We start from the raw sequence: 12,188 nt of genomic DNA, 5'->3' as shown, positions 1-12,188 counted from the left end.
TAAAAGAGAAAATGATCATGAGTAAGTCCAATAATAAAATGGGGGTCGTACAATTAACGATCCTGACCGCCGTGAATATGATGGGTTCCGGCATAATTATGCTGCCAACCAAGCTGGCCGAAGTGGGCACGATTTCGATCGTTTCCTGGCTGGTGACCGCCGTCGGCTCGATGGCGCTGGCCTACGCCTTCGCCAAATGCGGCATGTTCAGCCGTAAATCCGGCGGCATGGGCGGCTACGCCGAATACGCCTTCGGTAAATCAGGCAACTTTATGGCGAACTACACCTATGGCGTTTCGCTGCTGATCGCCAATATCGCCATCGCCATTTCCGCCGTCGGCTACGGCACCGAGCTGTTTGGCGCTACGCTCAGCCCACTGGGGATCTGCATCGCCACCATCGGCGTGCTGTGGCTTGCGACCGTCGCCAACTTCGGCGGTGCGCGCATTACCGGCAAAATCAGCGGCATCACCGTCTGGGGCGTGATCATTCCGGTGGTGGGCATCTCGGTCATCGGCTGGTACTGGTTCAGCGGCAGCGCCTACGTCGCCGCCTGGAACCCGCATCAGGTGCCGACCTTCGAAGCCATCGGCGCCTCGATCTCGATGACCTTGTGGGCATTCCTGGGGCTGGAATCCGCCTGCGCCAATACCGACGTGGTGGAAAATCCGGAGCGCAACGTGCCGATCGCCGTACTGGGCGGCACCCTCAGCGCGGCGGTGATCTATATCGTTTCGACCAACGTGATCGCCGGCATCGTGCCGAACATGGATCTGGCCAACTCCACCGCCCCGTTCGGGCTGGCGTTCTCCCACATGTTCAACCCGACAGTCGGCAAGATCATCATGGCGTTGATGGTGATGTCCTGCGTCGGCTCGCTGCTCGGCTGGCAGTTCACCATCGCGCAGGTGTTCAAATCCTCCGCCGACAGCGGCTTCTTCCCGAAAATCTTCTCCAAGCTGAGCAAGGCCGACGCGCCGGTTAAAGGCATGCTGACCATCGTCGTCATCCAGAGCGGTTTGTCGCTGATGACCATCAGCCCATCGTTGAACAAGCAGTTCAACGTGCTGGTGAACCTGGCGGTGGTGACCAACATCATCCCGTACATCCTGTCGATGGCGGCGTTGGTGATTATTCAGAAAGTGGCGAAGGTGCCGGACAACAAGGCGCGCATCGCCAATATCATCGCCGGCATCGGCGCGCTGTACAGCTTCTATGCGCTCTACAGCTCCGGTGAGGAAGCGATGATGTGGGGCGCCATCGCCACCTTCCTCGGCTGGACGTTGTACGGCATCGTCTCGCCGCGCTTCGAGCTGGCGGGAAAAAAGGGGTAAAGCGGTAAAGCACCGGCGGCCGGGGATGGGATTGTGATGGGGCGCAATATCACCTCATCGCAACCCTGGCCAGCCGACGCTCTCTGTCGCCCACGTCGCTCTAGTGACTGGAATGACTCACTCACTTTCTTACTCTCGGGCTTTATTATCAGTAAATCCAAGCCACCAAGCATAATTCCTGTTCACTACCGCCATTCATAAATAAAAAGCATCAAAACATCATTGATACCGCTTATATAAATCCATTTAAAACAGCGTTCTCGCTTCGTCACCCCATGTGCGCCAACGCCTTCACCGTAAATAAAAACCATTATTTAATATGGTGTTATGATGATTAATGCCGTTTTACAGGGACTTTATTTCCCGAACGCCTAAGCACTTTCTATCATCTGCACTGCTTTCCGGCGGTGCTATGATCATCGTTGATTTACAACCAATCACCGGCTCATCATCGGAATAAACGGCCAATTATTCACCCCGGAAGTCACGTGACGAGGTTTATATGAAAAACAATGAAAAACTCATTGTGAAAGCAGAAGAGACTCAACTGCCAAAAGATGTGGTTTATGCATTCTTGATGAACACGGCAAAGGAAGACGTCACCAATGCCGCCATGCGTCTTATCGATGAAAACGCGGTTTATACTTCCTTGAACTTTGAAAACAAAGAGCTCAAACAGATCGAGCCCTGGGCGGGCACTTCTCAAGGGCGACAGGTTTACATCGATACCTTTTCAAATGTCGGAACTTACTGGGAAATAAACGACTTCACGATCGGTGACATTCTTGCCGACGGAGGCACCGTGGCCGTATTTGGTCAATTCACCTATACCTCAGTAGCGTTAGGCCATCAGTTCACCTCTCCTTTCGCAATAAAAGCGCAGGTCAAAGACGGAAAAATCGTTTATTTCCAGTTTATGGAAGACACCTATGCTTCCGCGGCTTCATTCCGCGTCAGTGGCGAGTGGACAATTCAGCATCATAAAGGGGAAGAAAACAAATTTACCGTGGGTGTAAAATAATCCCTTATCGTCAAGACGGAATAAACAAACCGTTCCGCCAGTGGTGAAATCCATCGTTAAATCGTGACAAAATAGAGATGCCGCGCTTAGCTATGGCGGCCTGATGTCATCTCTACCCTTGCACAGGACCCCAATGATGGACTTACCCCACTGGTATCTCTATATGCTGCGTTTACCGAGCGGCATGCTGTATACCGGCATCACCACCGACGTGGCGCGCCGCCTGGCGCAACATCAGGCCGGCAAAGGCGCCAAGGCGCTGCGCGGTAAAGGGGAGCTGACATTGGCGTTTCACTGCCAGGTGGGGGATCGCTCAACGGCGCTGAAGCTGGAATACCGCGTCAAACAGCTGAGCAAAATACAAAAAGAGCGGCTGGTGAATCACCCGCCGCTGTCATTGGAGGATTTGTTGCCGGTGGTTAAAAGCGATTAAACGGCGCCGAAAAAGCCACTTCGCCGCTGACGCCATTCAGAGCGTCTTCCGCCAGCGGATACACCTGGAATGCGCTTTCCGCGTCCGGCCAGCGACAATTCAGGCCATAGGCGGCGGCCGGTTTGAAGCCGAAGCGGCCGTAATAGGCCGGATCGCCCAGCACCACCACCGCGGCGTAGCTGAATTCGTTCAGCGAATCCAACCCCTCGTACACCAGCTTTTCAGCCAGCCCCTGGCGGCGCAGGCTTTCGTCTACCGCCAGCGGCGCCAGCGCCACCCATTGGCGATCTTCGCCGGCCACGTCTACCGGGCTGAACGCGGCGTAACCCACTACGCCACCTTCGTCGTCAGTGGCGACCACGCCCAGCGTCAGCAGGCCATCTTCGCGCAGCTGCTGCACCAGGTCTGCTTCGTCGTCGCGGCCAAAGGCGCGGCGCAGCAAGGCGTCGATGCCCGCCGCGTCTACCGGGATCTCTACGCGGATCAGCATGATACCGCCACACGGGAAGCCGACGCCGTGCCCTCCTGCAGCCCTGCTTCGACAAAATCAGCCAACTGCAGCAGCCCCATGCGCAGCGGCGCAGGCATGCTTTCCAGCTCGATGGCGTCCATCAAATTTTTCACATACAGGCCCAATTCGGTATCCCCTTCAATCTGCAGCCGACGCTGAAAGAACAGCGTATCCGGATCTTGCTTGCGCGCCGCGATCAGGATCAGATCGTTGGCGTCGCCGCTGAAGCTGACGTCCGCTTCGGCGTGCTGGCTGACCACCAGTTTGTCGTTTTCTACCGTCATAAACCAGTGTAGCGCCAGATCGCGAACTTCGATCTTTAACCAGCGCGATTCGAGAAATTCCAGATCCCCATCCGCCAACGCCTGACGGAACTGCCAGCTCAGCACCTGTTGCAGCAGCTGACGCTGCAGGGCGAACGGCGTGAATTTCAGCGGGATGCGCAGCAGCGACGGCCCCTGGCGCACAAGGCGTGCTCGTAGTTGTTCCAACACGGTCATCCACTCCTTTCAATACGGACTACCGCTATTTTGCCACACTGGCGCGCGGCTTCAGCGGTCTATATCAACAAATAGTGCATTTCACCGCCATGTTTATCAATACGCCATAAGCTGCCCCAAATCAAAACCTGTGTGCGCCCCTTCGCCTAAAATGGCCTCCCCGATTCGCGTTTGCCGGCGGAACACCGCCGCCGGCAACCTTTAAAGACAGCGTGCGCCCGGCCGGGCGTACGGCTAAGCCAGGATAAATCTATGGAGCTGCTTTGCCCCGCCGGCAACCTGCCGGCCCTGAAGGCCGCGGTGGATAACGGCGCCGACGCCGTTTACATCGGTCTGAAAGACGATACCAACGCGCGCCACTTCGCCGGCCTCAACTTCACCGAGAAAAAGCTGCAGGAAGCGGTTGATTACGTGCATCGCCACGGCCGTAAACTGCATATCGCCATCAACACCTTCGCCCATCCCGACGGCTACGCCCGCTGGCAGCGCGCGGTGGATATGGCCGCCCAGCTGGGCGCCGACGCGCTGATTCTGGCGGATCTGGCGATGCTGGAATACGCCGCCCAGCGCTACCCACAGCTGGAGCGCCATGTTTCGGTGCAGGCTTCCGCCACCAACGAGGAGGCGATCCGTTTCTACCAGCGCAACTTCGAGGTGGGCCGGGTGGTGCTGCCGCGCGTGCTGTCGATGCATCAGGTGAAACAGCTGGCGCGCACCAGCCCGGTGCCGCTGGAAGTGTTCGCCTTCGGCAGCCTGTGCATCATGGCCGAGGGGCGCTGCTACCTCTCCTCCTACCTGACCGGCGAGTCGCCGAACACCGTCGGCGCCTGCTCGCCGGCGCGCTTCGTGCGCTGGCAGCAAACCCCGCAGGGCATGGAGTCGCGCCTGAACGACGTGCTGATCGACCGTTACCAGGACCACGAAAACGCCGGTTACCCGACGCTGTGCAAGGGCCGCTATCTGGTGGACGACGTGCGCTACCACGCGCTGGAAGAGCCCACCAGCCTCAATACGCTGGAGCTGCTGCCGGAGCTGCTGGCCGCCAACATCGCCTCGGTGAAGATCGAAGGCCGCCAGCGCAGCCCGGCTTACGTCAGCCAGGTGGCGCGCGTCTGGCGCCAGGCGATCGACCGTTGTCAGGCCAATCCCGCCGCCTATCGCGCCGACGCCGCCTGGATGGAGACGCTGGGTGCGATGTCCGAAGGCACCCAGACCACGCTGGGCGCCTATCACCGCAAATGGCAGTAGCCGGAGGAAACATGAAATATGCACTGGGGCCGGTACTCTACTACTGGCCGAAAACCGACATCGCGGCGTTCTATCAACAGGCGGCGGAGAGCAGCGCCGACATCATTTACCTTGGCGAGAGCGTCTGCACCAAACGGCGCGAGATGAAGGTCAGCGATTGGCTGGCGCTGGCGCGCGAGATCGCCCATAGCGGCAAACAGGTGGTGATCTCCACGCTGGCGTTGCTGCAGGCGCCGTCCGAGCTGAATGAGCTGAAACGCTATGTGGAGAACGGCGAGTTCCTGCTTGAAGCCAACGATCTGGGCGCGGTGAACATGGCGGCGGAACGCGGTTTGCCGTTCGTCGCCGGCCATGCGCTGAACTGCTACAACGCCTATACCCTGCGCCTGCTGCGCCGCCAGGGCATGGTGCGCTGGTGCATGCCGGTCGAACTGTCGCGCGACTGGCTGGCCAATCTGCTGACGCAGTGCGACGAGCTGGGCTTCCGCCACGATTTCGAGGTAGAGGTGCTGAGCTACGGCCACCTGCCGTTGGCCTACTCGGCGCGCTGCTTCACCGCCCGCTCGGAGAACCGCGGCAAGGACGAGTGCGAAACCTGCTGCATCAAATATCCGCAGGGCCGCATGATGCGCTCCCAGGAGCAACAGCAGGTGTTCGTGCTCAACGGCATCCAGACCATGAGCGGCTACTGCTACAACCTCGGCAACGAGCTGCCAAGCATGCAGGGGCTGGTGGACATCGTGCGGCTGTCGCCGCAGGGCACCGAGACGCTGGCGCAGATCGACGCCTTCCGCGCCAATGAACGCGGCGAGCAGCCGCTGGCCTTGACCAACCGCGCCGACTGCAACGGCTACTGGCGCCGGGTGGCAGGGCTGGAGTTGGTGGGGTGAAGCCCCCTTGCATTCAACAAATGGGCACCCATTGTGGTGCTCATTAGATCTGCCTGTACGGCAGTGAACAGTTAGTAAGTGATCCTAACCTACTGAGAGCAAAAGGTAATAGCCTTTACTCACCCCAACCCCCTTTTTCCGGCAAAGAATGCATTTTATTGAAATTAAAAGCATTAATTTTAGTCGCCAAATAAAGGGGCAATGAGGGGATCAACTCGCCCGCCGCTTCCTGAACATCCCGCGCAGCGCCACGCTGTTGCGCAAGAAGCCGACGCCGAAGCCCAGCAGGGTATAGACCACGCCGAGCACCAGCATCATGGCGACGTCGCCCCACACCTCATTCAGCGACAGCCCCATCTGGTTGACGCCGGCGATCGCCTTGGTGCCCCAGGTGGAGGGAATGCTGTACGAGATGGCGCGCACCCAGGCCGGCATCGACTGCAGCGGCCAGATAGTGCCGGACAGGTAGAAGATCGGCGTGGTGATGAACGCCAGCGTCAGGTAGATCATCTCGACGCTGCGCAGGCACTCGGTCACCAGCTTGCCCAGCCCCAATACCGCCAACAGGAACGGGAAGGTCAGCAGCAGCAGCTCGGCGATGTTCGCCGTCTGCCTATAGCCCAATACCCACGGCCACAGCACGAACAACACGATCGACAGGAACAGCCAGATCGGCAGCAGCGCCGTCAGCCCGCCGAGGTGCGCCGCCAGCGGCGCCTTGCCGCCGGGCATGCTCTTCATGGCGATATTGACGCGGATACAAGCGATCAGCAGCGAGTGCTGCAACAGCATCACCAGCAGGCCGGGGAAGATGATCGCCGCAAAGCTGATGCCGGGGTTGAACACGTCCAGCGTTTGCCCCAGTATCGGCGTCAGCAGTATCTGCGCCTGCCGTTCGCTGAAGCCGCTGCGCAGCAGCAGCCCGTTGTTGTATTGCGTCAGCAGTTGCTGATAGGCCGCCACCACGTCCTGCTGGATCTGGCCGTTGGCCAGGCGGTTGGTGGCGTCGCCGTACATCGGCACCACGATGTTCTGCCCGCTGAGAATTTTCTTCTCCAGATCCACCGGCATGATGATCACCGCAAACAGCTTGCGCCAGCTAAGATCGCGCTGCGCCTGTTCCAGGCTGTCGTAGGTTTCAATCGCGATCTTGGAGGTTGCGTCCAGTTGGCGGATCAGCTGCCGGCTGGCGGTGCTGTGATCCTGATCGATCACGCCCACCGGCAGATCCCACACCGTGCGGTTGGCGTACACCAGGCTCATGATGCACAGCGACAGGATCAGCATCAGCCACACCGGCCGCTCCAGCATGCCGAGCAGCACCTTAACGAAGGTTTGCCAATAGAGCTTCATCCGGCGCTCCCCTCTTTTGCCAGCCGCGCCGGCAGGCGATTGCGCACCAGCAGCGCGGCCACCAGCGGATAGACCGCCAGCAGCGCGCACACGCTGAAGATGGCGCTGGCGTGCACCTGCCGCAGGAACACGTCAAACATCGCGTACAGCGCGTGGGTCAGCGGTTCGATGTTGGAAATGATGCGCGCCGGCAGCGGCATCGACAGCTCAGGCACCGCCATGCCGGAGAAGGTCATCGCGATACTGACCAAAATACCGATCAGGCTGTACGCGGTGATGGTACTGCCGGTAAAGGTGTACAGCAGCAGGCCGATACTCTGCGCCGCCATCACGTAGAACAAGCCGATCATCAGCATAAACAGAGGATTGCCGCTGACGCGGGCGTCAAAGATGCCCACCAGCGCCGCGATCTCGACCATCAGCAGGGTGGTGAAACACAGCGTGTACGGCGCCAGCTTGCCGAGCAGCGCCAGGCTGAACGGCTTGGCCTGCAGCAGCGACTTGCTGCGCGCCAGCACATAGATCATGCAGGTCACCGCGAACAGCTGCAGCAGGTGGATGGTGGCGGCGAACTGCTGGTAATAGATATAGCTGCCGCTGGCGTTGAACAGGCTGCCGTAGGAGAGCGTCACGTCCGCCAGCGGCGGTAACGTTTTGCCCATCTCGGTGGCGATGATGCTGCGGGTGCTGGCGTTGATTTCGTTCATCAGGCCGCCGAAGTCCTGGGTGGAGTACAGCCCGGCGCCGTAAAACAGCGCGTTGTAGTACATCACCACGCTCGGCTGTTTGCCCGACAGCGCGTTGGCCTCAAAGTCCGGCGGGATATACAGCAACGCGTAATCCTGCGCGCTGCGCAGGCGGCTCAGCGACTCCGGCAACCCGCCGCCGTATGCCTCGACGTGGGCGTGCGACCCGGCGTCCAGCCGCCGCGTCAGCGATTTGGACAGCGGGCTGTGATCGCTGTCCACCACCGAGACCGGCAGATCGAGCAGCGTGCCTTCGGAGAAGTTGCTGCTGATCAGCGCAAACAGGATCAGCGGAAAGATCCAGCTCAGCCAGTGCACCACCGGGCTGCGAAAGGCGACGCGACACTCTTTGTCGAACGCGTGACTGAAGCAGCGCCAGCCGGCCCTTACTCTTTCCATTGCCATAAGGTGCTCATCCCCGGACGCAGGCCGTCCACCGGCTGTGACGGATACAGGCGCACTTCGAAGGTTTTCAGGTCGAAGTCGCCGGTGGCGCGGGTGGCGCGTTTGGTGGCGTAATCCCCCAGCGGCGCGATGTAGCGCACCTCGGTGTCGATCATTTTGTCCTTCAGCGCCGGCACTCGCAGCTTGACCTTGTCGCCTTTGCGCACGTGGGCCAGGATGTCTTCACGCAGGTTAAACACGAAGTAAGCGTCCGGCACCCGGATCAACGTCACCAGCGGGCTGCCGGCGTTCAGCAATTCGCCCACTTCGGCCGGGATCGGCCCCACTTCGCCGTCCACCGGCGCTTTCACCTGCAGATCGTCGCTCTGCGCCTGGATCTGCAGCAGGTTCTCTTCCGCCGCCCGCAGCGCCGCCGCATATTGCTGCCGCTGCTCGACGCGGTCGCCGTTGATGCCTTCATCCAGGTTGGCCTTGGCGGCCTGCACCTGCTGGAAGGCGGTGTCGCGCGACCGGCGCGAAGCATCCAGCTCGGACTTCGAGATATAGCCCTTGCCGGCCACGCTCAGGTTACGGTTGTAGTCGTTTTGCGCATTGCGGTACTGCGCCTCGGCCTGCGCCAGGTTGGCGCGCAGGTTGCGGATGCTCTCTTCTCGGGTGCCGTGCAGCGACAGCTCGAGCTGCGCTTTGGCCTCGTCGCGCGTCGCCTGCGCGGAGCGCAGCTGCGCCATCAATTCGGGGCTGTCGAGTTGGATGATCAGCTGGCCGCTTTTCACGTCATCGCCGCGTTCGATCAGGCGTTCAACAACCCGGCCTTTCGCCTTGGATGCGACGATCACTTCGGGGGCATCCACTTCACCCTGCAGCAACAGATCCTGATTGTGCGCGCGGAACAGGATCGCCAATGCGATCGCCACCATCATCAGCAACAGGGTAAACAGCGTCTTTTTTTTCATTATATCGGCTCCCGGAACGGTAAGCGGCGGGCGGGGATCATCATTTCCATGTCTCAAATTGCTCCAAAAAACACCATTGCACTCATGAGGATATCACAAGCACATATCTCCTCTTTTATAACTATAAATTGGATTATGCTTTTAACACTAAAAAGCATCTTTTTTCGGCCTTTTAGTATGCAGACTCCTGCAATCGCCCTTTAAGCGATCCACTCTCTGATGGACGATGTCATGACTGAACACACTGCCGTACCGCTTTCGGTACTGGATTTATCGCCAATCCCGCAAGGGGCCAAGGCGCGCGACGCTTTCCACTGTTCGCTGGATCTGGCGCAACACGCCGAACGCTGGGGCTACCAGCGCTACTGGCTGGCCGAGCACCACAATATGACCGGCATCGGCAGCGCCGCCACCTCGGTGCTGCTGGGCTATCTGGCCGCCGGCACCCAGAGCATTCGCCTCGGCTCCGGCGGCGTAATGCTGCCAAACCATGCGCCGCTGGTGATCGCCGAACAGTTCGGCACGCTGGAATCGCTCTACCCCGGCCGCATCGATCTGGGGCTGGGCCGCGCGCCCGGCACCGATCAACGCACCATGATGGCGCTGCGCCGCCACCTGTCCGGCGATGTGGATACCTTCCCGCGCGACGTGCAGGAACTGCAAAACTACTTCTGCGACGCGCAGCCCGGCCAGCCGGTGCAGGCGGTGCCGGGCCAGGGGCTGCATGTGCCGCTCTGGCTGCTCGGCTCCAGCCTCTACAGCGCACAGCTGGCGGCGCAGCTCGGCCTGCCGTTCGCCTTCGCTTCGCACTTCGCCCCGGATATGCTGTTCCAGGCGCTGCAGCTGTACCGCGAGAACTTCAAACCCTCCAAACAGCTGGCGCAGCCGCACGCCATGGTGTGCGTCAACGTGATCGCCGCCGACAGCGACCGCGACGCGCGCTTCCTGTTCAGCTCGATGCAGCAGCAGTTCATCAATCTGCGCCGCGGTTCGCCCGGCCCGCTGCCGCCGCCGGTGGATAACATCCACGCGCTGTGGACCGCCGGCGAGCAGTACGGCGTCGAACAGGCGCTGCGGATGTCGATCGTCGGCGATGAAAAAACGGTGCGTCACGGGCTGCAAACGCTGCTGCGTGAAACCGATGCCGACGAGATCATGGTCAACGGCCAGATCTTCGATCATCAGGCGCGGCTGCGTTCGTTCGAGATCGTCGCCGGCGTGAAAGGCGACATCGTGAAGGGCTAAAAAGCGAAAAGGCGGTGGGAACCCCACCGCCTCGGCGTTAACGCTGGATCAGATAGCGGATGGTCGGCCCGTCCTGCTGGATATCCAGCACCTTGTAGCCGTGGTTGCGCGCATCGAGCGGGATGTTGTTGATCGACTGCGGGCAATCACTGATCACCTCCAGGATCTCCCCCGGCTTCAGCTGCGGCATCGCCTCCAGCGTCGCCACCGCCGGGTACGGGCAAGGCTCGCCCAGCATGTCCAGCCGGTAGTCCGGCACTATCGTCGTCTCTTTCATGGCATGCTCCTCAAATTCACCACCTGCGCCTCAGGCCGGGCGCGGAAAAAGCGTTTCTCCCACCACAGCATGGCGGCGAAGGCCAGCGCCAGCAGCAGGTAAGTCACCAGCAGGCCGCCGATCGTGCCGAAGGTATCGAGCAGGTTGATCTTGTCGTAGTCGGTCGCCAGCGCCGGCGCCAGGTCGTCCCAGTAATAGGCCAGCAGCGTAGCGCCGATGATGTTGCCCAACCCCACCCACCAGTAGTGCACCTGCCCTTCCACGGCGCGGTACATCCAACCGGTCTCGCAGCCGCCGGCCAGCACGATGCCGAAGCCGAACAGCAAACCGCCCAGCACCGCATTCGGGCCGGCCCACATGATCTTCGGCGCCACGCCGAGCTGCACATAGCTGAAGATGCCGATGGCGCTCACCGCCATGCCAATGATGATGGCTTTCGCCATGTGGGTGCGGCCGGTGATCCACAGATCGCGGAACGCCGAAGTGAAGCAGATCTGCGCGCGCTCGATCAGCAGGCCAAAGCCGATGCCGAACAGCATGGCGATGCCGAGCTTCGGCGCATCGAACAGCGTCCACAGCGACCAGGCTACCGCCAGGCCGAAGATCGCCATGCCCAGCCGGAAACGGCGGCGCGCCTGCTCAGGCTTCTGCGTCAGCGGCGCGGCGGCCTTCACCTTTTGCAACTTGACCGGAATGCGGAACATCGGCAGCAGCGTGAATTTGGCGCCGAAGTAGGAGCCGGCGGCGGTCGCCAGCGCGAAGAACCAGGCGTGCAACGAGAACTGAGGAATGCCGGTGAAGAACGCCGCCAGGTTGCAGCCCATCGCCAGGCGTGCGCCGAAGCCGGCGATGATGCCGCCCAGCAGCGCCTGCACGATGCGAATGCGGTGCTGCGGCTGACGCAGTTTGATATTGTTGGCCCACAGCGCGGCGGCGATGCAGCCGGCGAACATGCCGATGATCATCCGCCCGTCGATGCGCTCCAGCGGCGTGCCCTGCAGGCCGATGACCTTGAAATAGCCCCACTGCTCGGGGTGCAGGCCGAACCACTGCAGCACATGACCGCCCCAGCGGGTGAACTCGCCGGTCACCGCCCAGAAGGTGCCGGTCATGCCGAAGTAGTAGGTAGAAAGGATCCCGGCGGCGATCACCGCCGGCAGCGGCGCCCAAAAGCGCACCAGGTATTGAGATTTAAACTGCTGCCAACTCATGGCATCTCCCGTGCATATCATCCGTAAGAAAAAACCTTATGAATGATACGCCATTCAGGGG

General features: G+C 60.6%; 13 protein-coding genes. 6 read left to right on the top strand and 7 right to left on the bottom strand.

Going from position 1 to position 12,188, the window contains the following annotated elements; translation table 11 throughout:
• The first annotated feature begins 17 nt into the window (after positions 1-17).
• The 3 genes from potE (at position 18) to JL05_RS03190 (ending at position 2,788) form a co-directional block, all read left to right on the top strand.
• On the top strand, positions 18-1,334 hold the full coding sequence (gene potE, locus JL05_RS03200; protein WP_028127578.1) for a putrescine-ornithine antiporter: 1,317 nt from the start codon (positions 18-20) through the stop codon (positions 1,332-1,334).
• A gap of 502 nt (positions 1,335-1,836) precedes the next feature.
• Positions 1,837-2,355 carry a nuclear transport factor 2 family protein gene (locus JL05_RS03195; protein WP_004933453.1) on the top strand — a complete coding sequence of 173 codons (519 nt, stop codon included), beginning with the start codon at positions 1,837-1,839 and terminating at the stop codon, positions 2,353-2,355.
• A gap of 136 nt (positions 2,356-2,491) precedes the next feature.
• On the top strand, positions 2,492-2,788 hold the full coding sequence (locus JL05_RS03190; RefSeq protein ID WP_033631635.1) for a GIY-YIG nuclease family protein: 297 nt from the start codon (positions 2,492-2,494) through the stop codon (positions 2,786-2,788).
• Here the strand turns inward: JL05_RS03190 and JL05_RS03185 are convergent.
• Together JL05_RS03185 and ubiT are read right to left on the bottom strand one after the other, a co-directional pair.
• Positions 2,775-3,278, bottom strand: coding sequence for a GNAT family N-acetyltransferase (locus tag JL05_RS03185; protein ID WP_033631634.1), 504 nt, complete (start codon positions 3,276-3,278; stop codon positions 2,775-2,777). The genes JL05_RS03190 and JL05_RS03185 overlap by 14 nt on opposite strands.
• Entirely contained in the window at positions 3,272-3,793 is a 522-nt protein-coding gene (gene ubiT, locus JL05_RS03180) for a ubiquinone anaerobic biosynthesis accessory factor UbiT (RefSeq protein WP_033633544.1), read from the bottom strand. Before ubiT ends, JL05_RS03185 begins: the two co-directional genes overlap by 7 nt.
• A 258-nt stretch (positions 3,794-4,051) precedes the next feature.
• On the opposite strand from ubiT, the gene ubiU reads away from it, so the two are divergent.
• Both ubiU and JL05_RS03170 read left to right on the top strand, forming a co-directional pair.
• Positions 4,052-5,047 (top strand): ubiquinone anaerobic biosynthesis protein UbiU, encoded by a 996-nt coding sequence (gene ubiU / locus JL05_RS03175; protein WP_033631633.1) that lies wholly within the window; start codon positions 4,052-4,054, stop codon positions 5,045-5,047.
• Positions 5,048-5,058: 11 nt separating this feature from the next.
• Positions 5,059-5,937, top strand: a complete 879-nt coding sequence (locus JL05_RS03170; protein ID WP_033631632.1) for a U32 family peptidase — start codon at positions 5,059-5,061, stop codon at positions 5,935-5,937.
• A gap of 210 nt (positions 5,938-6,147) precedes the next feature.
• On the opposite strand, the gene JL05_RS03165 is transcribed toward JL05_RS03170, so the two are convergent.
• Genes JL05_RS03165 through JL05_RS03155 form a run of 3 tightly spaced genes read right to left on the bottom strand, consistent with a single transcriptional unit; the run spans position 6,148 to position 9,394 of the window.
• Positions 6,148-7,290, bottom strand: a complete 1,143-nt coding sequence (locus JL05_RS03165; RefSeq protein WP_033631631.1) for an ABC transporter permease — start codon at positions 7,288-7,290, stop codon at positions 6,148-6,150.
• Positions 7,287-8,441 carry an ABC transporter permease gene (locus tag JL05_RS03160; protein WP_015376418.1) on the bottom strand — a complete coding sequence of 385 codons (1,155 nt, stop codon included), beginning with the start codon at positions 8,439-8,441 and terminating at the stop codon, positions 7,287-7,289. Before JL05_RS03160 ends, JL05_RS03165 begins: the two co-directional genes overlap by 4 nt.
• The gene (locus tag JL05_RS03155; protein WP_004933479.1) at positions 8,423-9,394 is read right to left on the bottom strand and encodes an HlyD family secretion protein; all 972 of its coding nucleotides are present in this window, start codon (positions 9,392-9,394) and stop codon (positions 8,423-8,425) included. The genes JL05_RS03160 and JL05_RS03155 overlap by 19 nt, the downstream gene beginning before the upstream one ends.
• A 231-nt stretch (positions 9,395-9,625) precedes the next feature.
• Here JL05_RS03155 and JL05_RS03150 point away from each other — a divergent pair, with 231 nt between their 5' ends.
• Complete coding sequence (locus JL05_RS03150) at positions 9,626-10,639, top strand: luciferase-like monooxygenase (protein WP_033633542.1); 1,014 nt, start codon at positions 9,626-9,628, stop codon at positions 10,637-10,639.
• A gap of 37 nt (positions 10,640-10,676) precedes the next feature.
• Here JL05_RS03150 and yedF read toward each other — a convergent pair whose 3' ends face one another.
• Both yedF and yedE read right to left on the bottom strand, forming a co-directional pair.
• Positions 10,677-10,916, bottom strand: a complete 240-nt coding sequence (gene yedF / locus JL05_RS03145) for a sulfurtransferase-like selenium metabolism protein YedF (RefSeq protein WP_004933486.1) — start codon at positions 10,914-10,916, stop codon at positions 10,677-10,679.
• Positions 10,913-12,127: a selenium metabolism membrane protein YedE/FdhT gene (gene yedE / locus JL05_RS03140; protein WP_033631630.1), complete on the bottom strand. Its 1,215-nt coding sequence runs from the start codon at positions 12,125-12,127 to the stop codon at positions 10,913-10,915. Before yedE ends, yedF begins: the two co-directional genes overlap by 4 nt.
• Positions 12,128-12,188 lie beyond the last annotated feature (61 nt).

Origin of the sequence: Serratia nematodiphila DZ0503SBS1 (assembly GCF_000738675.1) — a bacterium.
Taxonomy (GTDB): domain Bacteria; phylum Pseudomonadota; class Gammaproteobacteria; order Enterobacterales; family Enterobacteriaceae; genus Serratia; species Serratia nematodiphila.
This window is presented reverse-complemented; position numbering and strand designations above follow the sequence as displayed.